The sequence below is a fragment of the Flavobacterium sp. F52 genome (assembly GCF_000278705.1).
GTDB classification, from domain to species: Bacteria; Bacteroidota; Bacteroidia; order Flavobacteriales; family Flavobacteriaceae; genus Flavobacterium; species Flavobacterium anhuiense.
Genome location: NZ_AKZQ01000034.1, coordinates 254,305 through 278,676, shown reverse-complemented (window position 1 = coordinate 278,676; position 24,372 = coordinate 254,305). Strand labels below are relative to the sequence as shown.

Genomic DNA, 24,372 nt, shown 5'->3' with positions numbered 1-24,372 from the left:
AAGTTTTGCCTTTATTTTTTTAATTATATCCGTTTGATTTAAGCCATTCTTCGCAATCTCTAGTCCAAAATTTACTAGTATCAGCAACTCCCAATCCAAATCCGTGGCCACCTTTTTCATATACATGCATCTCGGCTGAAACGCCATTTTTCTTTAATGCCAAATAATAATTGATACTGTTTTCTGGAATTACGACTGTATCATCTGTAGCATGAATTAAGAAAGTGGGCGGGGTTTTAGAAGTTACTTTCTTTTCATTCGAAAAAGAATCTATTAACTCTTTTGAAGGATTATTTCCAAGCAAATTGGTTTGAGAGCCTTTATGCGTGATTTCGTTTTCCATTGAGATTACAGGATAAATCAAAAGAGAAAAATCAGGACGCGCACTTACTTTGTATGCCGATTCATACACCTTATCATCATAATGAGTTGAAGCAGTCGAAGCCAAATGACCTCCCGCGGAAAAACCTAAAATTCCAATTTTGTTGGGATCAATATTCCATTTTGCTGCATTTTGTCTCACGTAACGAATAGCCTCCTGAGCATCTTGCAGTGGTCCAACACTTTTATTTTTCATAGTGAGATCGGTTGGCATTCTATATTTCAAAACAAAAGCGGCAATTCCAATACTATTGAACCATTCTGCCACTTTTGTTCCTTCTTTTTCAAATGCTAAATGCGTGTAACCGCCTCCCGGACAAATTACAACAGCAGTTTGATTTGGCTTTACTTCTTTCGGAATAAAAATACTCAAAGTGGGTACAGAAACTTGGCTCGTACTCTGCAATTTTCCGTCTTTTAAGATTTCTTTTTCTTTGTAATCGGTTGCTTTTATTTCATCAGGGATTTTGTTCCAAAGCGGTATAGTCTGATTTTGGGCCCTTATCGAAAATAATCCAGAAAAAAGGAGAAAACTCAAGGTAATTGTTCTTAAAGATTGTGTTTTGGTGTGTTTCACTTTAAATTGTAATTATTTGTTTTGTAAATATTTATGTTTTTTGTATTTGAAAATGCAACCGATAAACAGAAGAATTTAAAAATACATAAAATTGGTTTGCTTAAGGTTGGCTTTTGGGACAATTTTACCCCAACAAAAGTATAAATTTCACCTATTGGCTTTTAACAAATATATTGTTTAATGTGTAATTTTGTATTCCTTTTTTTATATAATATGTTTATTTTAACGAACTAAATTATTTTTTTACACAATATTATTTGGATTGTACAGATTAAAAACTATATTTGTGCAATCGATTACATTTGTTTTCTTTTAAGGTGTTAATTTATTGATTATGCTATTTTTAGAAAGCAGTAAATATAGTCTTTTAAGATTGCCAAAATTATAAAACTATAATACCCACTTACTATGAATCAAACCGAAACCGTTGCAGTAAATCAGAGTCTCAAAACCACAGGGAAATACCGTTGGAGTATTTGTGCATTATTATTTTTTGCAACTACAATTAATTATTTGGACAGACAAGTACTTTCTTTAACATGGAGTGATTTTATTGCGCCAGAGTTTCACTGGACCAATAACGATTATGGAAATATCACTGCTTTATTTTCTATTTTCTATGCAGTTTCATTATTATTTGCAGGCAGATTTGTAGATTGGTTAGATACTAAAAAAGGATTTCTTTGGGCAATTGGAATTTGGTCTGTTGGAGCTTGTCTTCACGCTTTCTGCGGAATTGCAACTTCGGGAATTATTGCGGGAGAATGGTTTGTGAGTTTTCATGGTTCAAAAGAGATAATCAGTACAATAAGCGATACAGCGTTGGTAATCAATGTAAGTGTGGCTTTATTTATTTTTGCGCGTTTCGTTTTAGCAGTAGGAGAAGCAGGAAATTTCCCTGCAGCAATTAAAACAACTGCAGAATATTTTCCTAAAAAAGACAGAGCTTTTGCAACCAGTATTTTTAATGCAGGTGCTACAGTAGGAGCTTTGGCGGCTCCGGTTACAATTCCTTTTATTGCAAAATACTTCGGTTGGGAAATGTCATTTATCATTATTGGAGCTTTGGGATTTGTATGGATGGGATTCTGGATGTTTATGTACGATAAACCAGAAAGACATTCGAAAGTTACACCAGAAGAATTGGCTTATATTCAGCAAGATGATATTGAAGACAGTAAAATCGGTTTTAAACCAGAAGCTGGAGGTAAAGTGTCTTTAGCAGATTGTTTTAAATACAAACAAACTTGGGCTTTTGCATTTGGTAAATTTATGACAGACGGTGTGTGGTGGTTTTTCTTATTCTGGACTCCAGCGTATTTAAGTTCGGTTTACGGAATGGATTCAACAGAAGCGGCATTGCCATTGTTTGTACTGTATATGATTACCTTATTGTCTATTATTGGAGGATGGCTGCCGACTTATTTCGTAGAGAAAAAAGGAATGAATCCGTATGAAGGAAGAATGAGAGCGATGTTAATTTTTGCTTTTTTCCCATTGTTAGCTTTAATAGCGCAGCCTTTAGGATATATTAGTTACTGGGTTCCAGTAATCATCATCGGAATTGCAGGTGCGGCTCACCAATCTTGGTCGGCAAACATCTTTACAACAGTAGGAGATATGTTTCCCAAAAAAGCAATCGCAACCATTACAGGAATTGGCGGTTTAGCAGGAGGAATTGGTTCTACATTGATCAATAAAGGATCTGGAGTATTGTTTGATTATGCAAAAGATACTAATATGGTTTTTATGGGGTTCAAAGGAATTGAGGCTGGATATTTTATCATCTTCTCAATTTGTGCCGTTTGCTACTTAACTGGTTGGATTGTTATGAAAACTTTGGTTCCTAAATATAGTCCAATAACAGATTTATAAAGATAAGCACACAAAATTGAAATATTTTTTTCATTTCAATTATGGTTATTCCATTTAAAAAATTAATTTTGTGCAATCGATTACATTATTTAAATTATGACAAAATATAGTTCAAGATACGCGTCAAGCCCAGAAGCTGTAAAAAAATATGATACGCAGCAATTGAGAGAAGAATTCTTAATTGATGATTTAATGCAGGAAGATGAAGTGGTTTTGGTTTATTCGCATTATGACAGATACATTGCAGGTTCTGCAGTTCCGGTAAAAGGAGATTTAGTTTTAGAAACAATCGATCTTTTAAAAGCGCCATATTTTTTGGAGCGTAGAGAATTAGGAATTATCAATGTTGGCGGAAGCGGTTCTGTGGTAGTAGAAGGAACAACTTATGAGTTAGGTTTTAAAGATGCTCTATACATCGGAGCAGGAAATAAAGAAGTAATTTTTAAAAGTGATGACAAAAACAATCCTGCGAAGTTCTATTTAAACTCTGCACCTGCGCACACTAGTTATCCAACCAAAAAAGTAAGCTTAGCTGAAGCTAATAAATTGCAGTTGGGAACAATGGAAACGGCAAATCACCGTACCGTAAACCAAATGATTATTGGTAGCGTGGTAACAACTTGCCAATTGCAGATGGGAATGACAGAATTGAAACCAGGAAGTGTTTGGAATACCATGCCAGCTCACGTACATGATCGTAGAATGGAAGTGTATTTCTATCTAGATATTCCACAAGATCAGGCAGTTTGCCACTTTATGGGACAACCGCAGGAAACACGACATATTTGGATGAACAATCATCAGGCAGTAATTTCTCCGCCTTGGTCTATTCACTCAGGTTCTGGTACTAGCAACTATACATTTATCTGGGGAATGGCCGGTGAAAACTTAGATTACGGAGATATGGATGTTTGTAAAATCACTGATTTAAGATAAAATGACAAATTTATTTGATATAAAAGGAAAAGTTGCCCTTATTACAGGAAGCACGCACGGACTGGGAATGGCAATGGCAAAAGGATTAGGTCAGGCGGGTGCTACAATTGTGGTAAACGGAAATTCTTCTCAGGAAAAAATTGATCATGCAGTAGCAGAATTAAAAGGCGAAGGAATCAATGCGGTAGGCTATAAATTTAATGTAACAGAAGAACAAGAAGTAAAAGAAGCTGTTGCTAAAATTCAAAGCGAAGTTGGGCCAATCGATATCTTGATCAATAACGCTGGAATTATTAAAAGAATTCCGCTTCTGGATATGGAAGTTTCAGATTTCAGAGAAGTAGTCGATATTGATCTTGTAAGTCCGTTTATTGTTTCTAAGCATGTAGCAAAAGGAATGATTGAAAGAAGACAAGGAAAAATCATTAACATTTGCTCTATGATGAGCGAATTAGGAAGAAATACAGTTTCTGCTTACGCTGCTGCAAAAGGAGGCTTGAAAATGCTGACGAAAAACATGGCAACAGAATGGGCAAAATACAATGTTCAGATCAACGGAATTGGTCCTGGATATTTTGCCACAGAACAAACCAAACCTATTAGAGTTGACGGTCATCCGTTTAATGATTTTATCATTAGCAGAACTCCTGCAGCAAAATGGGGAGATCCAAGCGATTTGGCCGGAGCAGCAATATTTTTATCTTCCAAAGCAAGTGATTTTGTAAACGGTCACATTTTATATGTAGATGGTGGAATCCTTGCCACAATCGGAAAACCTTCAAACGAAGAATAATTTTCAAATTATATTTAAAAAGATATGAGCCAGACTTTCATTAACGATAATTTTTTATTAGAAAATAAATATGCTGAAGAGTTATATCACAATTACTCTAAAAATCAGCCTATTATTGATTACCATAATCACTTAAATCCGCAGTTTATTGCCGAAGATAAAATCTTTGAAAATATTACTCAAGTTTGGATCAATGGTGACCACTACAAATGGCGTGCAATGCGTACTTTGGGAATCAACGAGCAGTTTGTAACAGGAAATGGTTCAGATAAAGATAAATTCTTAAACTGGGGAAAAACTGTTCCGTACACCATGCGTAATCCGTTGTATCACTGGACGCATTTAGAATTGGCTCGTTATTTTGATATTTATGATTTATTGAATGAAAAGTCGGCTGAGAAAATTTATTTAGAAACTTCTGAGAAAATAAATTCTCAGGCGTACAGCACGCAAAATCTTCTTAAAAAAGTAAACGCTGAATTGGTTTGTACTACAGAAGATCCAATCGACTCTTTAGAATTTCACCAAAAATTCGCAAATAATTCGACTGGAATTAAAATGAGTACGGCTTTCAGACCTGATAAAGCCATCTTAATTGCTAATGATGGTTATAATGCATATCTGGACACATTAGGGGATGTGTCCGGTATTGCAATTAACACGTATGCTGATTTACAGTCTGCTTTACGAAAAAGAATCGAATTCTTTAATGCAAACGGATGTAAATTAAGTGATCATGGATTGAATCAAATTGATTTTGAAAACTTTACAGAAAGTGAAATCAATGCGATTTTCAAAAAGAAAAGAGAAAATGGAGAGTTGTCTCCAGAAGAAGTTTTAAAATTCCATAGTGCTATTTTAGTTTTCTTATCAGAAACCTATCATGAGTTTGGATGGGTACAGCAATTTCACTTAGGTGCATTGCGTAACAACAACGCTCGTATGCACAGAATCTTAGGCCCAGATACAGGGTGGGATTCTATTGGAGATTATCCTCAAGCACAAAAATTATCTGCTTTCTTAAATGCTTTAGACAGTAAAGATAAATTGACCAAAACGATTATCTACAACCTAAATCCTGCTGATAACGAAGTTATGGCAACGATGATTGGAAATTTCAACGACGGAAGCGTTCGCGGAAAGGTGCAATTTGGTTCAGGATGGTGGTTTTTGGATCAGAAAGATGGAATGACAAAACAATTGAATGCGCTTTCAAACATGGGCTTAATTAGCTGTTTCGTTGGAATGCTGACAGATTCAAGAAGTTTCTTATCGTTCCCAAGACACGAATATTTCAGACGTATTTTGTGTAATCTTTTGGGAGACGAAATCAAACGTGGCGAACTTCCAAACGATATGGAATGGATCGGAAAATTAGTTTCTGATGTTTCATACAACAACGCTAAAGAATATTTTAAGTTTTAATTTTTCTAACCATTCAGACATTAAGAAAATTAAGTTTTTGCTCTAATAAGTAGTTACTTAAATAATAAAGATAAGTTAAGCTTAATTTTCATAATCTCTTAATGGTAAAATATAAAAAAGATAGTATGAGTAGAGTAGTTGCATTTGGAGAAATCATGCTGCGTTTATCGACAGAAAGACATTTGCGTTTTTCGCAATCTACAGCATTTGGTGCTACTTATGGTGGCGGTGAATTTAACGTATGCGTTTCTTTGGCAAATTATGGTGTAAATGCTGAATTTGTTACCAGACTGCCTGAAAATGAAATTGGTTTTTCTGCATTGAAAGAAATCAGAAAAATGAATGTTGAATCTAAAAACATTGTTTACGGAGGAGAACGTTTAGGAATTTATTTCTTAGAAACAGGAGCAGGAACGCGCGGAAGCAATGTAGTTTATGACCGTGCTCACAGCGCCATGTCGACTATACAAAAAGGGCAGGTGGACTGGGAAAAGGTTTTGGAAGGTGCAGAATGGTTTCACTGGAGCGGCATTACGCCAGCAATTTCAGAAAGTGCGGGCGAAGCTTGTTTAGAAGCAATTAAAGTCGCTCACAAAAAAGGAATTAAAATTTCATGCGATTTAAACTATAGATCAAAACTTTGGCAATACGGAAAAACTCCTAGCGAGGTTATGCCAGAAATGCTGAAATATAGCAATGTAATTTTAGGAGATATTGATACAGCGTATTTCATGTTGGGAATTCCAAAAGTGAATCCGAATTATCAGGATGAAAAATCACTTCCAGCTGTTTATGATAAATTGTTCGAATTGATTCCGAGTCTGAAAGTGGCAGCAACAACACTGCGTTATTCTGTTAGCGCTTCGCATCAAAGAATTGGCGGAATTTTATATGACGGAAAAGCGATTTACAGTGCAGCAGTTAAAGAAGTTACGCCAGTTGTAGACCGCGTTGGAAGTGGAGATGCCTTTATGGGCGGATTAATCTACGGTTTGTTGGAATACAATAATAACCAAAGAGCTTTAGATTTTGCAGTTGCAGCTTGTTGTTTAAAACATACAATTGCTGGAGATTACAACTTGGTTACCTTAAAAGAAGTTGAAAATATGATTGATGGTGATGGTTCTGCATTAGTATCAAGATAAGAAATATAAAAATGGCAAAATATTCACGAATTGAAGTAGCTCAGACCATGAAAGAAAACGGTATGGTTCCGTTGTTTTTTCATTCTGATATCGAACTAAGTAAAAAAGTTTTAAAAGCCTGTTATGATGGAGGTTCCAGATTAATGGAATTTACGAGTAGAGGCGATTTTGCTCATGAAGTTTTCGGTGCTTTAAATAAATATGCTCTAGCAGAACTTCCAGGAATGATTTTAGGAGTGGGTTCTGTTACAGATGCAGCATCGGCTTCATTGTATATGAGTTTAGGAGCAAATTTTATTGTGACTCCAGTTTTTAGAGAAGATATAGCTATAGCTTGTAATCGCAGAAAAGTGCTTTGGTCGCCAGGTTGCGGTACTTTGACAGAAATAGCAAGAGCAGAAGAATTAGGTTGCGAAATTGTGAAATTATTTCCAGCTGATACTTACGGACCAGAATTTATTAAAGCGATAAAAGGTCCGTGTCCTTGGACGAATATTATGCCGACAGGAGGGGTTTACCCAACAAAAGAAAGTTTAAGTTCATGGCTGAATGCAGGAGCAACCTGTGTTGGTTTAGGTTCGCAATTAATTTCAAAAGATATATTAGACCAGAAAGACTTCGATGGTTTAACTGCAAAAGTAAAACAGGTTCTTGACATTATAAAAGATATTAGAAAATAGATTAAGGGGTAATCATGCCTGACTCCTTATTTTATAAGTTTTTTAGATTTTTAGAGATTGTAATTGAACATTACGCTTGAAAAATTTAGCTAGCCATTCCTCACAGCCGGCTTTATTTTATCCAATCGGGTGTAATGTTTCTTTTGCAATTTTAAAGGCAGAAATAGAGAGTTAAGGTTATAAATGGTTATTTATAACAGATTAAAGAAGTAAATCAAAATGGAAAAAATAAACAGATCAAACGCAGGACTTACAGAAAAACTTCCAATTAAAATCGTGCAATTTGGAGAAGGAAACTTCTTGAGAGCTTTTGTTGAATATGCCATTCAGAAATTGAATCAAAATGCTGATTTTAATGCTGGTATTGCAGTGGTGCAGCCAATTGACAAAGGTTTGGTAAACATGATCAATGCGCAGGACGGATTGTATACTTTGTTTATGAAAGGAGTTAAAAAAGGTGAGGAAATTCAGGAAAAAGAATTGATTACTAATATTGTAAAAGCAATTGATCCGTATGCTTCTTTTCAAGATTATTTAGCTTTGGCTAAAGAAGAAGAGTTAGCTTTTATTATTTCTAATACAACTGAAGCGGGTATCGAATATATCGCTTCAGATTTGCCAACCATGCAGCCACCGGTTTCTTTCCCTGCAAAACTAACTGTTTTACTTCACGAAAGATTCAAACATTTTAATGGTGCTGCAGATAAAGGATTGACCATTATTCCTTGCGAATTAATCAATTACAACTCTGATACTTTAAAAGAAATTGTTTTCAAATATAGTGCTGACTGGAAATTAGGAGCAGAATTTGAGGCTTGGTTAACCAACAGCTGTTCTTGGCATAATACATTGGTTGACAGAATTGTTCCAGGTTATCCGAAAGATCAAATTGAAGAATACAATGCACAATTAGATTACAAAGATGATTTGATTGTAAGTGCAGAAACTTTCTTTTTATGGGTTATTGAAGGTGATGATAAATTGAAAGCAAAATTGCCGTTTGACAAAACAGATTTAGATGTAAAAATCATTTCTGATATGCAGCCGTACAGAACTCGTAAAGTGAGAATCCTTAACGGAGCACATACTGCAATGGTGCCATTCTCGTTGCTTTACGGAAACGAAACAGTAAAAGAAACTGTAGATAATCCGTTTACAGGAGATTTTATCAATAAAGCTTTGTTTGAAGAAATCAATGAAACTTTAAACATGGATAAAGCAGAATTGGCGAGTTTCTCAGAAGAGATTTTAGACCGTTTCAGAAATCCATTCATCAAACATTTATTGTCTTCAATCGCTTTAAACTCGATTTCTAAATTTAAAGTTCGCGTATTGCCAAGTTTAACAGGATATGTAGATGTTCACGGAAAACTTCCGGTTCATTTGACTTTTGCTTTTGCAGCTTTAATTCGTTTCTACAAAGGAACTTGGAACGGACAAGATTTACCGGTTAACGATAGCGAAGATATTACAACATTCTTCAACGGACTTTGGAAGTCTGACGATTACGAAAAAATTGCTCGTTTGACATTGCAAAACAAAAATTTCTGGGATGAGGATTTAACAGAAATTCATGGTTTAACAAGAGCAATTACAATTGCTTTGGAAGAAATAGATTCAAACGGAATTGAAGCTGGTTTTGCTAAGTTTCAAGAAAGAATAAAATAAGAAAACACAACAAAAAGAACAAAGAACAAAGGTTAATTATGGCAACGCAGAAAAAATTAATAAAAGTTCACCCGACCGACAATGTTGCGGTTGCTTTGGTGGATCTTACTGCAGGCGAAGTGATTGATTTTGAAGGACAATCAATTACAGTAGAGTCTGATGTAAAAATGAAACATAAGATTGCAATGGTTCCTTTTAATGTAGGGGATAGAATCATTATGTACGGTGTTTTGGTTGGAAAAGCAAGTGCAAGAATTGAAAAAGGCGGATTGCTTTCTACTGCTAACGTAAAACACGAAAGTGATAAAGTAACAGGAAAAACGGAAACCATTGGCTGGACAGCTCCTAATGTTGATAAATGGAAAGACAGAACGTGGCAGGGCTATCATAGAGAAGATGGACAGGTTGGAACAGAAAATGTATGGTTATTTTTTCCATTGGTTTTTTGTGAAAACAGAAACATCGAAATCTTAAAGGATATTTTTGAGAAAGAATTGATGAAACCAAAAGAAAACGATTACCAATTATTGTTGCGTTCTTTGGTAAAATCAGAAACAGGTGGAGCGGGAAATCAAGAAGCTTCAAACGATGCAAACTTGTTCAATAATATTGAAGTTAAATTCATTACACACCAAGGAGGTTGTGGTGGAATTCGTCAGGATTCTCATAGTTTAGCTAAACTTTTGGCTGGTTATGTAAATAATCCAAACGTGGCTGGCGCAACTGTGTTGAGTTTAGGATGCCAAAATCTTCAGATTTCAATTTTCAAAGAAGCTTTAGATGCGATTAATCCAAACAGTAAAAAACCTGTTTTAATTTACGATCAGCAGTCTATCGGGACAATTGAAACGATGTTAAGCAGTGTGGTAAAAGACACTTTCGAAGCGATTAAAAAAGCAAACGAAATTAAGAGAGAGCCAGCTCCATTATCTAAACTAAGAATTGGTTTAGAGTGCGGTGGATCTGACGGATTCTCTGGAATTTCTGCAAACCCAACATTGGGAGTGTTATCAGATCATTTAGTTGCTTTGGGAGGAACTACAATTCTTTCTGAATTTCCTGAATTATGTGGAGTAGAGCAGGAATTAGTAAATCGTTGTATAGATGATAAGGATGGAAAACGTTTCTTAGACTTAATGCAATGGTACGAAAAAACAGTTGTAGATGCAGGTTCAGGATTTGATATGAATCCTTCTCCAGGTAACATTAAAGACGGTTTGATTACAGATGCAATGAAATCGGCTGGTGCTGCTAAAAAAGGTGGAACATCGCCAATTACGGGAGTTTACGATTATGGAGAATATATTAGCGAACCAGGCTTTACGTTATTATGTACACCAGGAAATGACGTAGAATGTACAACGGCAATGGTAGGTTCTGGAGCGAATATGGTATTGTTTACAACAGGTTTAGGAACTCCAACAGGAAACCCGATTGCTCCAGTTGTAAAGATTTCATCAAACACACAGTTAGCAAACAAAATGTCTGATATTATCGATATTGATACTGGTGGAATTATTACAGGTGAAAAAACTATTGATGAGATGGCTGACGAAATGTTAGAATTCATTATTGACGTTGCCAGTGGTAACATTAAAACAAAAGCAGCTATTTTAAATCAGAACGATTTTATTCCTTGGAAAAGAGGGGTGTCATTGTAATTTTTTAGGTACAAAGTTGCAGAGATGCAAAGTGACAAAGGTTTACATAGAAGACGCACAATATGGTGCGTCTTTTTTTGTGTTAGATTTATCTATAGAGATGTACAGTAGTTTGTCTCTTGTTTTTAGAGAAAGCTTCGGAGAAGCGAAATATTTATAGCAAAAGGTTAACGGCTACAACATAAAGCTCCAGAGGAGCTTGCAAAAAAAAAAGCCCATTCTAAAAATGAGCTTATATAACTTATATGGTGAAAAAAAATTAAAAATTAGTTCTCGTAGAAGATTTACGAATATGTAATTCTGGTGCTAGAACTACCTTTTTTTCAATTTTGATCGCATCTGTTTTGTCGACTTGTTCTAAGAAAACGCGGGCAGACATTCTTCCCATTTCAAGCGGTGACTGATCTACAGAAGTAATCGATAATTCCATGAATTTAGTAAAAGGCTCGTTACTGAAACCCGCAACACAAAACTCACTTGGAATGCTGATATTTCTTTCTTTTAATTCTTGTATGGCACCCAATGCAGCAAAATCACTCGAAGAAAAAATAGCATCAGGAGGAGTTTGCAATTGTAAAAGTTTGTCAACCGATTCTTTACCTGCGTCAACGCTACTTTTGGTATAAATAACGTATTCTTCTTTAAAATCAAGTCCGCTGTCTAATAAGGCTTGTTTGTATCCTAAAAATCTATTTTTAAAGATGTCCAACGATTGGTCTCCAGAGAAATGAGCAATGTTTCTGCAGCCTTCATCGATTAAATGTTTTGTGGCCAAATAACCGCCTTTGAAGTCATTTATAGTTACAGAACTCACTCCGTCAATATGTTTGCTTCTATCAAAAAATATCAGTGGTACATTTTTTTCTAATACATTTCTAAAAGCGCTGTCATTCTCGTCTGAAATTCCGGTAACAGACATCATGATACCGTCGACCTGCGCGTCTACGAGTGTATGAAGATTTTCATTTTCTCTTTTGATGCTTTCATGAGTCTGACAGATAATAACCTGATAACCGTGGGGATAAAGCTCTTCTTCAATTCCTCGAATCACAGAGGCAAAAAAATTGCTGTCAATACGCGGCACAATAACTCCGATATTATTACTTCGGCCACTCTTTAAAGCTAGAGCCAATTTATTTTGCTTATAATTCATCGCAGCAGCAGTCTTGATAACTAGCTCACGCGTCGCCTCCTTTATTTTAGGATTATTGTTTAACGCTCTGGAAACTGTTGCAGCTGTGATGTTTAATTTTTCAGCAATATCGTAAATAGTTACTTTTTCACTCATTCAAAAAAAGTTTATCGAATTATTTTTAAACAAAAGTACATTTTTTTTCATTATGCAATGAATATTGTTATCGATTACCATAATTTAAAACTCAAACGTTTTAGATTCTACAATGATAATAAATTATCTAAATTTTTGCATTAAATGTAATTAAAATTTGTAATAAAAATTAAATATATAATTTTTTTCTAAATTAATTTGGTCTCTTAGAACAATTTTTCTACTTTCGTGTAATCGATTACATAAAACATGAAGTTTTTGATATTCAAACAAGAAAAATCTGTGCAAATGATTACAAATAAGATAGTCGCAACAAAAAAGATTCTTTTTTTAGCCTTTTTAGGACTTTTAGTGTCATCATGTGCAAGACATTCTTCTCCTGGTTCCTCAGAGAATCCATGGCAAAAAATGGATTTGGTTATAAGAAGTATTCCTCAAGTGCATTTTTCAGATAAATTGTATAACATAAACGATTTTGGAGCTGTTGCTGACGGAAAAACGTTAAACACTTTAGCATTCCAAAAAGCAATACAAGAATGTGCTGCAAATGGTGGTGGTCGAGTTTTAGTTCCAAACGGAAAATATTTGACAGGTGCCATTCATTTGGAAAGTAATGTTAATCTTCATTTAGAAGATCATGCTGAGATTCTTTTTAGTTTAAATCCGAAAGATTATCCTATCGTTCATACTTCGTGGGAAGGAACTGAAGTAATGAATTATTCTCCGCTTATTTATGCAAAAAACAAAACCAATATTGCCATTACTGGAAAAGGAACATTAAATGGTCAAGCTGACAGCACAAACTGGTGGATTTGGTCTGGCGGAAAAAATTATGGCTGGAAAAAAGGAATTCCGTCTCAAAATGATCCGACAAATCGTGAAGTTTTGGTCGATATGGCAGAAAAAGGAATTCCTGTATCAGAAAGAGTTTTTGGAGACGGACGTTACTTAAGACCAAATTTCATTGAGTTTTTTGAATGTAATACTGCTTTAGTAAAAGATATTAAAATTATCAATTCTCCATTTTGGATTTTGCATCCAATAAAAACAAACAACATGATTATTGACGGCGTAACGGTTAACAGCCATGGCCCGAACAATGATGGTTGTGATCCAGAATATTCACAAAATATTTTAATTAGAAACTGCACTTTCAATACAGGCGATGACTGTATTGCGATAAAAGCAGGACGCGATGGTGACGGAAGAAGAGTAGCTATACCAAGTAAAAATATCATTGTGCAAAACTGCAAAATGATTGACGGTCATGGTGGTGTTGTAATTGGAAGCGAAATTTCTGCAGGAGTAAATAATGTTTTTGTAGAAAACTGTGTGATGGACAGTCCGAATTTGGATCGTGCCATTCGTATAAAAACCAATTCAAGGAGAGGCGGAATCATTGAAAATATCTATGTGCGAAACCTTGAAGTGGGAACGGTAAAAGAATGCGTCTTGAAATTAAACATGTTTTATAATGTATACGGATCTCAGACAGGGAATTTTATTCCAACCATTAGAAATGTAAGCTTAGAAAATGTGACTGTAAAAAACGGTGGTAAATACAGCGTTTGGGCAGAAGGTTACGCAGAATCTCCAGTTGAGAATATTACTTTGAAAAATGTAAAGATTCAAAAGGTTGATTCCCTCTATTTATTAAAAAACGTAAAAAACATAAATTTTATAAATACCTACATCAATGAGAAAAAAGTAGAATCTATTACAAACTAAACACTATCAATTAACCAAACTTTAAACCACATGAGTATTAAACAATTATCTAAGAAAAAAGACAAGTACTTTGTATTTTTCTTTTTCCTGAATTTCTTACTGTGCAGTTCTATATATGCGCAGACAACCACAATAGAAGGGAAGATTACCGACGCTACTGGTATGTCACTGCCAGGGGTAAACATTAATGAGAAGGGGACAAAAAATGGAACTTCGACAGATTTTGAAGGAAGTTTTAAGATTAATGTATCAAACAGTAAAGCTATTTTAATAATAAGCTATTTAGGATTTCAGACGCAAGAAGTAAGTGTAGCTGGAAAATCAAAAATCAATGTAACGCTTGCTGAGCAATCCAATTCATTAAACGAAGTTGTTGTAGTTGGATACGGATCTGTAAAAAAGACGGATCTTACGGGATCTGTTAGCACCATCAGTGCAGCAACTATTACAGAAAGAAATACTACAAGTCCATTAGAGGCAATTCAAGGAAGCACGCCAGGAGTTCAAATTTCATCTGCTTCAGGACGTGCAGGAGACGGATACAAAGTGGTAATCAGAGGGAACAACTCATTAGTGGGTTCATCGCCTTTATATATCGTAGACGGCGTTCCAGTTGATAATATTGACTTTTTGAATCCGCAGGATATTTCTAGAATGGACGTTTTAAAAGATGCTTCTTCGGCTGCAATTTATGGTTCTAGAGGAGCGAGCGGTGTGATTATCGTAACTACAAAAAGTGGTGCTAATGTTAAATCTGGAATTAACGTAACTTTTGATACTTCTTACGGAACTAAAACAGCCACTAGAATGCCAAAAATGATGACTGGAGAAGAGTGGTGGAAATTCCATCAGGTAGCCTACATGAGTGCAACGCCTCAAACGCAGACGCCAGCACAATTGGCAGCTTTAGCAGGAAATCAGAGTCCTTTATTGGTTTCTCGTGCCAACAGCGGTTATAATTTTGACTGGACAGATGCTGTTCTTAAACCAGGTATGACGCAAAACAATTATTTGAATGTTACAGGACGTTCAGATTCTGGTTTGAGCTATAACTTAGGATTTGGTGTTCAAAGCGATAAAGGGCTTATCGAAAATGATTCGACAGATAAATATTCTTTTAAGTTAGGATTGAATCATAAAATCAATGATAAATTTACGACAGGCGCCAATATTACGGTTGCACGTCTTGATACTCAATTAGGTAGTGATCTAGCAATGCAGGATGCTTTCAGATTAAGTCCGCTAATGTCGCCTTGGGCTGTTGATGCACAAGGAAACGAAAAAGTGGGAACGCTATTTTTCCTTCCAGGGAAATTAACTTATCCTGACGGTTCATGGGCAATTAATAAAACAAGTACCGTAAACCCTTTAATGGAAATTGCCAATTCTTCTCAGACAGAAAAAACATGGCAAACTGTTGGAAATGTTTTCTTCCAATATCAGCCGTTAAAATGGCTTTCGTTCAAAACAACATTTGCAGCCGGTATTGAAAATACTGTTACCAGTGCTTCTTATAAAGCGCAAACCAATGCAGGTGTAACCTTAAATGGAAAAAATTCGGCATCAATTAAAAACTTCAACAACTTTAATTACACTTGGGATAACCAAATCGATTTGAAACAGACCTTTAAAGAAGTGCATGATTTTAGTGTTTTATTATTGCAGAGTTTGTACTCAAATGTTGATGAAACGTCTTATTTATATTCAAACAATCAGCCTTTTGATGTTGGATCAAATAATATGGGATCTGGAGTTCAGACGAGTTATAACATTAGCTCAGGTTATCAAAAGAATACTTTAAGTTCTTATGCAGTTCGTTTAAATTATGCTTTTAAAGACAAATATTTATTGACAGCTTCTACAAGATGGGATGGTTCTTCTGTTCTATCTGAAGGCAATAAATGGCAGAGTTTCCCTTCTGTAGCTTTAGGATGGAAAATCAGCAAAGAATCTTTCTTAGCAAACAGTTCTGTTGTTTCAGATTTAAAGTTACGCGCAAGTTTAGGTTATACAGGAAATGACAACGTTGCGCCTTATACTTCTCAGGCTTTATTAAATCAGCAGACTTTTTATGCAAACGGAGCCAATGTGGTTTCGGGCTGGCAGTCTGAAAATTTAGCGAATCAAAATTTAACTTGGGAAAAAACACGAGAGTTAAACTTTGGTCTTGATTACGGATTCTTAAACAACAGAATTACAGGTAGCGTAGACGTTTATGACAGACTTTCAGATAAATTAATTTATAAACAAGAATTGCCTCTTGAAACAGGTTATAAAAACACATTTGCTAATGTTGGATCTGTTAGCAATAAAGGAGTAGAGGTTTTGTTAACTACAAAAAATATCAAAAGCAAAAATGTAAATTGGGAAACTACTTTCACATTTACTAAAAACGTAAACAAATTAGAGTCAATTTACAATCAGGATCAAGTAAGTGATATTGGTAATAAATTAATCTTAGGATCTGAATTAAATCCAAACTACAATTATGTTTATGATGGAGTTTGGCAAGAAAGCGAAGCGGCGCAGGCAGCATCTTACGGAATGGCTCCTGGACAGGCAAGACCAAAGGATTTGAACAATGACGGGAAATTCAACCAAGATGATAGAACTGTAATCGGAAACGCAAATCCAGACTGGCAGGGAAGTTTATATTCTAAATTGACAGTTGGTAATTTTGATTTCAATTTTTCAGTTTTAACAAGCCAAGGGCAAACGGTTTTGAGTACTTTCCACCAAAATTTTGCTGATGTAAGTGATAGAGGACGTCAGAAATTGGCAATGGATTATTTTATTCCAACAAATGGAACAGGAATCGCGGCTAATGCAAATAATGAACACCCAAGACCAGGTCCTGTTGCTACTGGAGCAGGAGCTTATTGGACTTCTTTATTTGGGTATTACAGAGACGTTTCTTACGTGAAAATTAAAAATATATCTTTAGGATACACATTGGATTCTGAATTATTGAAAAGACTTAAAATCAGTAATCTGAGAATTTATGTGAATGTTTTAGACCCATTTGTATTTACAGATTTTGATGGATATGATCCTGAATGGGCTGGTGCTGCTTTTGGAGTAAACCGTCCAGCATCAGTGACTACGCAATTGGGATTAAGTGTTAAATTTTAATAAAGATATCAAATGAAAAAATTCATCATATTATTAGGAATCATTGTGGGAACTTTAAGTTCTTGCAGTAATTATATAGAAGAGGAAAGTTTGTCAAATGTTCCAGCTGACGGAACTTATAAAACAGCTGCTGGTTTTCAATTATTAATAAACACAAATTATGCTTGGCTTAAAAGTATTTACGGAGGAAATCCGTGGCTTTTTGAGGCAGGAACAGACATGTACGCCGAAGGAAGAACTCCAGAGCCTGCAGGTCTAAGTCAGTATACGCTACTAATTCCATCTTCAGACAATGTTGCTGATTTGTACAGACCTTGTTATCAGTTAATTCAATCTGTTAATAAAGCAATTTATTATTCAACAGTAACAGAACAAACTGCCAATTTGAATACGCTATTGGGAGAAGCTAGATTTTTAAGAGCTCAAGCCTATTTCTTATTAGTTCAGACCTATGGAGGTGTACCAATTGTAAGCGAGAATATTACAACACCTGTTTTGTCTTTTACAAGAAATAGTGCAGAAGAAGTATATGCACAAATTATATCAGATTTAGATTTTGCTTTGGCTAATGTAGGAACTGCTGCTTACAGCACATCTGGTAAAGTAAACAAAAGAGCTGTAAACGATTTATTGGCAAAAGTGTATTTGACAAGAGGATACGAAACTTTTGGTAAAGCGGACGATTTTTCAAAAGCTGCCGCTTATGCTGATGCGGCAATCGCCGGACAGACTTTAGCAATTGCTTTCGATCAGTTGTTTAAACCAGGAAACGATTTAAATGCAGAAACCATTTTTTCTGTACAATATGACAAGGCTTCAACAAGTACAAGTCCTACAACTTTAGGTAACAACCAGTTTTACTATTTCAGTTCGTATTTAGGAGGAGCAGAAACAGGAGCGCCATTAAGAAGCTACAATTTGTGTCCTACAGATTATGCTTTAGGTTTATACGAGAAAGGCGATGCGAGATGGAACGCGACTTTTATGACTGAAATTGTAGAAGGGCCAGAAACAACAAACGGAGTTACAAAAACAGTTTTATATTATCCGTACTATAGAAGTTCAAATCCAGCTTCTTTAAAAGTAAGACATTTTTACGAGCCAAAATGGTTTACGCCTGCTGATAAGACAGCTTGGATGACTGCTAATGCTTCTAGACTAGCTTCGACATTTGTATATCATCCTTGGGGAGAATATTCTGCAGCTCATACGTTAATTAAAAACTTAGACTGTTATACTATTCCAGTTAAGAAATTTGACGATCCAGATCCAACAACGCCATCAAGTACAGGACCTGTAAGCACAAGAGATATTATTGTAGCAAGATTGGGAGAAACTTATCTTGTAGCTGCTGAAGCGTATTTAAAAGCTGGAAACCCAGGAACAGGATTAGAACGTTTAAACGAGGTAAGAAGAAGAGCAGGAGTTGCTAATGCCACTTTAGCTCAGTTTAATATCGATTATATTCTTGACGAAAGAGGAAGAGAACTATTAGGCGAATACAAACGCTGGTTCGACTTAAAACGTACAGGAACTTTGGTAGCAAGAGCTTCAGCTCATAATTATAAAATTAAAGAAGCAAATTTTGTTGGTGTTGACGGCAAGCTTAAAATATTAAGACCAATACCACAATCTGCTTTAGATTTAAATCAAAATAAAGATTTCCCTCAAAATCCTGGTTATTAGTAATTTGTTAGTTTTTTGAGAACTATGTTTTTTGAAGTAGTTAAAAGGGAGTTTGACTATAGGTCGAACTCCTTTCTTAACTAAAGAGTAAAGAGTAGAAATGCGAAAATTGAAATTAATATTAGTGTTGTTTTTTAATGCAATTGTAATGCAAAGCCAGCAGTACAAGGTCGACACGTCGTATACCATTAAAAGCACTTATGCTAAATTAATTAAGAAATATCCATTTATCACGATTCCAGAAATAAAGTCAAATCCAGACGTTAAAGAAACATTCGATTTGGTTTACAATCAAGAACAAGATCGCGTTTTACATTTTGATGCTTTTGTTAATACCAAAAAGAAAAAAAATCCTGCCGTAATTATGATTCATGGCGGAGGATGGAGATCGGGAAATAAAAACCAGATGCAGTTTTTAGGTGCAGCAATGGCAGCAAAAGGCTATTCTTGTTTTTCGATCGAATACCGATTATCATTAGAAGCAAAATATCCAACAGGAGTTATTGACGTTAAGAACGCGATAAAATTTATCAAAGACAATGCAGCGAAATTTAATGTAGATCCAAACAAAATTGCGGTTTTAGGCTGTTCATCGGGAGGGCAAATGGCAGCTTTGATTGGTACAACAAATACTAATCCGCTTTTTGAAGATAAAAATTTTAAAAGCCGTTCTTCTTCAAAAGTTCATGCGATAATTGATGTAGACGGTGTTTTGGCATTCAAACATCCAGAATCTTCAGAAGGAGATATGGCAGCATTTTGGCTGGGAGGAAAATCAGATGAGATTCCTGAAAATTGGAAAAATGCTTCAGCACTGAGTCATACGGACAAAAATACACCGCCGCTATTGTACATCTGCAGCAGTATTCCGAGATTTCATGCAGGAAGAGACGACATGATTCAGATTTTGAACCAATATAAAATCTATAATGAAGTGCAGACTATTCCAGATTCGCCACATTCATTTTGGTTTTATGAGCCTTGGTTTACACAGACAATCTCGTACAGCGTACGATTTTTAGATAAAATTTTTAAATAATTTAGAATACAAATGAAAGCAAAAATCACCACAGCAGTTTTATTTTTCGCAGGCTTAACAGCCATAAATGCACAGAAATATGATATCAAAACCAATAAAACGTATGCCGAAATATCTGCAAAAACAGATGGAAAATGGGAAGGAAGAAAGTACAAAGGCGGTACGGTGTTTAAAAATGTGGACCGATTAAAGTTGGCTCCAGAGCATACTGACCATTCTTTTGACATTCGTTATGAAGGACCGGGCTGGGAAAACAACAGAATTGGATACCGTTTGTATTTGGATTGGAGAAATGCTATTGATATCTTCGGAAAAAAGACATCAGAAAATATTTTGCCAAAAGTAGGGCAGGACGGTTTCGATTCGTACCATGAAATGAGCGATTGGGGAGCAGATATTTTAAAAGCAGGAAAAGGAATCGGAATTGGTTCTATCGACCGTTATTTAAACAATGAAAAATTACACTTTCGTGAAGTTGATTCAACCATTGCAACAGTGGCTAATAAAGCTAAGGAGTCTACAGTAAAAGTAAATTATTATGGATGGAAAACAGCTTCAGATAAAATCGATTTGGTTTCAGAATTGATCATTAAACCAGATCAATTGTATACGCAACATACGATTAAAGCATCACAAGCAATCAAAGGAATCTGTACTGGAATCGTAAAACAAAAAACAGCCGAATTGCTTAAGAAAGAAAGCAAAAACAAAAAATGGGCCTATTTGGCAACTTACGGAGAACAATCTTTGGTTCCAGATAAGTTAGGAATGGCAATTTTTTATGAAATTAGTACTATCGAAAACATAGCAGATACAGACTTAGATTATCTTTTAGTTTTTAAACCAACTACAAAAGCGGTGACTTTTTACCTTTTGGGAGCTTGGGAACAAGAGGTAAACGGAATCAAAACAAAAGAAGAATTTGCTCAATATTTAGATAGACAATTGGAAGTGCTGAACAAAAAAGGCAAAATGTAAATTGTTTTTTGGCACTCCCGATATTATCGGAATAGAAGATTAAAATGATTTAAAAATCTGCTCAATCTGCCGAATCTGCGTGAGAATAATTCTAACACATAGAAACATAGAATTTATTGTATTTTAAAAGAGTATCAAAAGAAGCTCGCTTCTTACACAGCATACTATGTTTTTTATTGCAAGTGAAACACCTTTTATTAAGTATTCTAAACTATGTGTCTATGTGTTTTTAAAAAAAATAGTTGAATTTAAATATATGTTGAAATGAAAAATAGTAGAAAGCACAATTACTTCATCTCGGCTCTGATGGTCTTTGTTATGACTATTACGAGTTGTAAAGTAACCTCACAGGAACCTGCAAAAGATATCGTAATTGGAAAAAATGCGAAATGGTCTGATAAAATGGCTTTAACCTTGATGAAACGCCATCCAGAATCGTATATGATTGACGATGCTAAAAAGCCAAAGTGGGATTACGTTCATGCTTTAGTGCTGCATTCAATAGAAGAATTATACAAAAAAAATCCTGATGCGAGATACAAAAATTACGTAAGAAGTTATGTGGATCAGTTTGTACAAACAGACGGAAGCATTACTACGTATGAGTTCGATAAATACAATATTGATTTAGTATTGCCGGGACGCCTTCTTTTTGATGTATATGAAACTTCAAAAGATGAAAAATACTTAAAAGCATTACAGCTAATTCGCAAACAGCTTGCAGAGCAGCCAAGAACGCAAAGCGGCGGATTCTGGCACAAACAAATCTATCCAAACCAAATGTGGTTAGATGGTTTATACATGGGAGAGCCATTCTACGCAGAATACACAGCAAAATTTGAAAACGGAAAAAGTTTTGATGATATCGCAAAACAATTTGAAATAATTCAATCAAAAGCTACAGATCCAAAAACTGGATTATTGTATCATGGTTGGGACGAAAGCAAACAAATGCCTTGGGCAAATAAAGAAACAGGAAACTCTCCAAATTTTTGGTCTAGATCTTTAGGCTGGTACGTAATGGCTTTGGTTGATGTTTTAGATTATATGCCAAAAGACCATCCAAAAAGAAAAGACTTGATCAAATATTTAAACAATGCTTCTGAAGCGATTCTTAAATTTCAAGATAGCAAATCAGGTTTGTGGTATCAGGTTACAGACAAAGGTGGTCAAAAAGATAACTATTTAGAAGCTTCTGGTTCGGCTATGTTTGCTTACGCATATGCAAAAGGAGTAAACAAAGGCTATTTGCCAGCTAAATTTAAAAAAGCAGCCAACAAAGCTTTTGACGGATTAACGACAGTTTTAATCAAAAAAGTAGACGAAGACGGCGGAATCACTTTAACCAACTGCTGTCAAGTGGCAGGTTTAGGAGGAAATCCTTACCGTGACGGTTCTTACGAATATTACGTAAACGAAAGAAAAAAAGACAACGATCCTAAAGCAACAGGGCCTTTTATTTTGGCTGCTATTGAGTTGAACAGATAATTGATAATTGAAAATTGAAAATTGATAATTGATAATTGTCAATTGTTAATTATCAATTGCAATGCCTTGTCTTGCTGAGCGGAGTCGAAGCATCGCAAAGAATACGTAAGTTACAAACCCGACAGGTTTTTAAAACCTGTCGGGTTTAAATAAAAAGTATAGTTAAAAATGAAAAAAATAAAAATCATCCTATTCCTTTTCTGCATTATTTCTTTTCAAAAGAATACAGCACAAGTCTGGACGCCAGATAACGGAGACGGAACCTACACCAATCCTGTTATTCATGCCGATTATTCAGATCCGGATGTTGTTCGCGTAGGCGATGATTATTATATGACAGCTTCATCTTTTAACTGTATTCCGGGCTTGCCAATTTTACATTCAAAAGACTTGGTAAATTGGAAAATTATTGGGCATGCTTTGGTAAAACAGCCACCGTTTGAAACGTACGATAGCGTACAGCACGGAAACGGAGTTTGGGCGCCAAGCATTACCTTTCATAAAAATGAATTTTACATTTATTACCCAGATCCCGATTTCGGAATCTATATGATAAAAGCCCAAAAAGCAGAAGGGCCGTGGTCTGAACCGCTTTTGGTTAAAGCAGGAAAAGGATTGATCGATCCGAGTCCGCTTTGGGATACAGATGGGAAAGCGTATCTGACTCATGCCTTTGCAGGAAGCCGTGCACAGATTAAAAGTTTGCTAGTGGTTTGTACCATGAATCCAGAAGGAACCGTTGTGAATAATGACGAAGTAATGGTGATTGACGGGCATAAAGGCGAAGAAACTATTGAAGGGCCAAAATTTTACAAACGAAATGGATATTACTACATTTTTGCTCCCGCAGGTGGCGTTCCAACAGGATGGCAGACAGTTTTAAGATCGAAAAATGTTTTCGGACCTTATGAAAAAAAGAAGGTTCTAGAACAAGGTTCGACCGCTATAAATGGTCCGCATCAAGGTGCTTGGGTTACGACACAGACAGGAGAAGATTGGTTTTTCCATTTTCAAGATAAAGGCGCTTACGGAAGAATTGTGCATCTACAGCCTATGAAATGGGTAAACGACTGGCCGGTTATGGGAGAAGATTTTGATAAAAACGGAATTGGCGAACCCGTAACAACTTACAGAAAGCCAAATGTCGGCAAAAAATATCCTATAGAAGTTCCGGCAACTTCAGATGAATTTAACGAGCCTAAATTGGGATTGCAATGGCAATGGCAGGCCAACAAACAAACCAATTTCGGATTTCCGACAAGTTTAGGATATCTGAATCTGTTTTGCAACACTACAACAGCAAACATTTTTAATGCGCCAAATGTATTGCTGCAAAAATTTCCGGCAGAAGAATTTACCGCTACAACAAAACTGACTTTTAATTCGAGGCTAAAAGGCGAATCAACAGGTTTGATTGTAATGGGATTAGATTACAGTTTTCTATGTTTTAAAAATGTTGATGGAAAACTATACTTGAATCAGAAAACGGGAACTTTTGACAAAACGGTTTCAGAAACGGGAACAAAACCAATTTTAATAGAAAGCAATACGATTTACCTTAGAGTTCAAATTAAGAAAGACGGCATGTGCAGTTTCTTTTACAGCTTAGACGATAAAAATTATCAGTCTATCGGAAATGATTTCAAATCTAGAGAAGGAAAATGGATTGGTGCCAAAGTCGGACTTTTTGCTTTAGGTGAAGAAATAAAAAATGATTCTGGAAATGCTGAAGTAGATTGGTTTCGAATCACGAAATAAAAAAAGTGTAAAAAAGGAAGAAAAAGGGAAATTTTTAATTTTTTTCAAAAAAACGGCTTTCATAATTTGATTCTGCTGAACGAAAATTAAAAAGCAATATCAAAACACATTTCGTAAGAAAAAGGCTTCTTAAA

The 24,372-nt window shown here is 35.4% G+C and carries 17 protein-coding genes; 15 read left to right on the top strand and 2 right to left on the bottom strand.

The window, feature by feature from the left end:
- Positions 1-19: 19 nt before the first annotated feature.
- Positions 20-958 (bottom strand): alpha/beta hydrolase, encoded by a 939-nt coding sequence (locus FF52_RS17735; RefSeq protein WP_008467681.1) that lies wholly within the window; start codon positions 956-958, stop codon positions 20-22.
- A gap of 408 nt (positions 959-1,366) precedes the next feature.
- Between FF52_RS17735 and FF52_RS17730 the strand changes: the two genes are divergently transcribed.
- From FF52_RS17730 to FF52_RS17695, 8 genes are all read left to right on the top strand, one after another.
- A complete protein-coding gene (locus FF52_RS17730; RefSeq protein WP_008467680.1) occupies positions 1,367-2,833 on the top strand; it encodes an MFS transporter in 1,467 nt (488 codons plus the stop codon).
- A 96-nt stretch (positions 2,834-2,929) separates the two neighbouring features.
- Positions 2,930-3,769: a 5-dehydro-4-deoxy-D-glucuronate isomerase gene (gene kduI / locus FF52_RS17725; RefSeq protein WP_008467679.1), complete on the top strand. Its 840-nt coding sequence runs from the start codon at positions 2,930-2,932 to the stop codon at positions 3,767-3,769.
- Position 3,770: 1 nt separating this feature from the next.
- A complete protein-coding gene (locus tag FF52_RS17720; protein ID WP_008467678.1) occupies positions 3,771-4,562 on the top strand; it encodes a gluconate 5-dehydrogenase in 792 nt (263 codons plus the stop codon).
- Positions 4,563-4,586: 24 nt separating this feature from the next.
- Entirely contained in the window at positions 4,587-5,987 is a 1,401-nt protein-coding gene (gene uxaC / locus FF52_RS17715; protein ID WP_008467676.1) for a glucuronate isomerase, read from the top strand.
- Between the two features lie 125 nt (positions 5,988-6,112).
- On the top strand, positions 6,113-7,132 hold the full coding sequence (locus tag FF52_RS17710; RefSeq protein ID WP_008467674.1) for a sugar kinase: 1,020 nt from the start codon (positions 6,113-6,115) through the stop codon (positions 7,130-7,132).
- 11 nt (positions 7,133-7,143) lie between these two features.
- Positions 7,144-7,812: a bifunctional 4-hydroxy-2-oxoglutarate aldolase/2-dehydro-3-deoxy-phosphogluconate aldolase gene (locus FF52_RS17705; protein WP_008467672.1), complete on the top strand. Its 669-nt coding sequence runs from the start codon at positions 7,144-7,146 to the stop codon at positions 7,810-7,812.
- A 219-nt stretch (positions 7,813-8,031) separates the two neighbouring features.
- Complete coding sequence (locus FF52_RS17700; protein WP_008467670.1) at positions 8,032-9,480, top strand: tagaturonate reductase; 1,449 nt, start codon at positions 8,032-8,034, stop codon at positions 9,478-9,480.
- A gap of 38 nt (positions 9,481-9,518) precedes the next feature.
- The gene (locus FF52_RS17695) at positions 9,519-11,141 is read left to right on the top strand and encodes a UxaA family hydrolase (protein ID WP_008467667.1); all 1,623 of its coding nucleotides are present in this window, start codon (positions 9,519-9,521) and stop codon (positions 11,139-11,141) included.
- Positions 11,142-11,400: 259 nt separating this feature from the next.
- Here FF52_RS17695 and FF52_RS17690 read toward each other — a convergent pair whose 3' ends face one another.
- Positions 11,401-12,429 (bottom strand): LacI family DNA-binding transcriptional regulator, encoded by a 1,029-nt coding sequence (locus FF52_RS17690; protein ID WP_008467665.1) that lies wholly within the window; start codon positions 12,427-12,429, stop codon positions 11,401-11,403.
- Positions 12,430-12,717: 288 nt separating this feature from the next.
- On the opposite strand from FF52_RS17690, the gene FF52_RS17685 reads away from it, so the two are divergent.
- The 7 genes from FF52_RS17685 (at position 12,718) to FF52_RS17655 (ending at position 24,238) form a co-directional block, all read left to right on the top strand.
- Positions 12,718-14,157 (top strand): glycoside hydrolase family 28 protein, encoded by a 1,440-nt coding sequence (locus tag FF52_RS17685; RefSeq protein WP_035691863.1) that lies wholly within the window; start codon positions 12,718-12,720, stop codon positions 14,155-14,157.
- 30 nt (positions 14,158-14,187) lie between these two features.
- Entirely contained in the window at positions 14,188-17,289 is a 3,102-nt protein-coding gene (locus FF52_RS17680; protein ID WP_008467661.1) for a SusC/RagA family TonB-linked outer membrane protein, read from the top strand.
- Positions 17,290-17,301: 12 nt separating this feature from the next.
- Complete coding sequence (locus tag FF52_RS17675) at positions 17,302-18,975, top strand: RagB/SusD family nutrient uptake outer membrane protein (protein WP_008467658.1); 1,674 nt, start codon at positions 17,302-17,304, stop codon at positions 18,973-18,975.
- A gap of 100 nt (positions 18,976-19,075) precedes the next feature.
- Complete coding sequence (locus tag FF52_RS17670) at positions 19,076-20,014, top strand: alpha/beta hydrolase (protein WP_008467657.1); 939 nt, start codon at positions 19,076-19,078, stop codon at positions 20,012-20,014.
- Positions 20,015-20,026: 12 nt separating this feature from the next.
- Complete coding sequence (locus FF52_RS17665) at positions 20,027-20,992, top strand: DUF4861 family protein (protein ID WP_008467655.1); 966 nt, start codon at positions 20,027-20,029, stop codon at positions 20,990-20,992.
- Between the two features lie 264 nt (positions 20,993-21,256).
- Positions 21,257-22,480 (top strand): glycoside hydrolase family 88/105 protein, encoded by a 1,224-nt coding sequence (locus FF52_RS17660; RefSeq protein ID WP_008467653.1) that lies wholly within the window; start codon positions 21,257-21,259, stop codon positions 22,478-22,480.
- A gap of 168 nt (positions 22,481-22,648) precedes the next feature.
- The gene (locus tag FF52_RS17655) at positions 22,649-24,238 is read left to right on the top strand and encodes a glycoside hydrolase 43 family protein (RefSeq protein WP_008467651.1); all 1,590 of its coding nucleotides are present in this window, start codon (positions 22,649-22,651) and stop codon (positions 24,236-24,238) included.
- Positions 24,239-24,372 lie beyond the last annotated feature (134 nt).

What these genes read in the sequence shown, in the direction of transcription:
- FF52_RS17730 (WP_008467680.1), top strand. Translation starts at nt 1,367, where the DNA reads ATGAATCAAACCGAAACCGTTGCAGTAAATCAGAGTCTCAAAACCACA.
- FF52_RS17665 (WP_008467655.1), top strand. Translation starts at nt 20,027, where the DNA reads ATGAAAGCAAAAATCACCACAGCAGTTTTATTTTTCGCAGGCTTAACA.
- FF52_RS17690 (WP_008467665.1), bottom strand. Translation starts at nt 12,429, where the DNA reads ATGAGTGAAAAAGTAACTATTTACGATATTGCTGAAAAATTAAACATC.
- FF52_RS17710 (WP_008467674.1), top strand. Translation starts at nt 6,113, where the DNA reads ATGAGTAGAGTAGTTGCATTTGGAGAAATCATGCTGCGTTTATCGACA.
- FF52_RS17680 (WP_008467661.1), top strand. Translation starts at nt 14,188, where the DNA reads ATGAGTATTAAACAATTATCTAAGAAAAAAGACAAGTACTTTGTATTT.
- FF52_RS17670 (WP_008467657.1), top strand. Translation starts at nt 19,076, where the DNA reads ATGCGAAAATTGAAATTAATATTAGTGTTGTTTTTTAATGCAATTGTA.
- FF52_RS17720 (WP_008467678.1), top strand. Translation starts at nt 3,771, where the DNA reads ATGACAAATTTATTTGATATAAAAGGAAAAGTTGCCCTTATTACAGGA.
- FF52_RS17660 (WP_008467653.1), top strand. Translation starts at nt 21,257, where the DNA reads ATGAAAAATAGTAGAAAGCACAATTACTTCATCTCGGCTCTGATGGTC.
- FF52_RS17675 (WP_008467658.1), top strand. Translation starts at nt 17,302, where the DNA reads ATGAAAAAATTCATCATATTATTAGGAATCATTGTGGGAACTTTAAGT.
- FF52_RS17700 (WP_008467670.1), top strand. Translation starts at nt 8,032, where the DNA reads ATGGAAAAAATAAACAGATCAAACGCAGGACTTACAGAAAAACTTCCA.
- uxaC (WP_008467676.1), top strand. Translation starts at nt 4,587, where the DNA reads ATGAGCCAGACTTTCATTAACGATAATTTTTTATTAGAAAATAAATAT.
- FF52_RS17695 (WP_008467667.1), top strand. Translation starts at nt 9,519, where the DNA reads ATGGCAACGCAGAAAAAATTAATAAAAGTTCACCCGACCGACAATGTT.
- FF52_RS17685 (WP_035691863.1), top strand. Translation starts at nt 12,718, where the DNA reads ATGATTACAAATAAGATAGTCGCAACAAAAAAGATTCTTTTTTTAGCC.
- FF52_RS17705 (WP_008467672.1), top strand. Translation starts at nt 7,144, where the DNA reads ATGGCAAAATATTCACGAATTGAAGTAGCTCAGACCATGAAAGAAAAC.
- kduI (WP_008467679.1), top strand. Translation starts at nt 2,930, where the DNA reads ATGACAAAATATAGTTCAAGATACGCGTCAAGCCCAGAAGCTGTAAAA.
- FF52_RS17655 (WP_008467651.1), top strand. Translation starts at nt 22,649, where the DNA reads ATGAAAAAAATAAAAATCATCCTATTCCTTTTCTGCATTATTTCTTTT.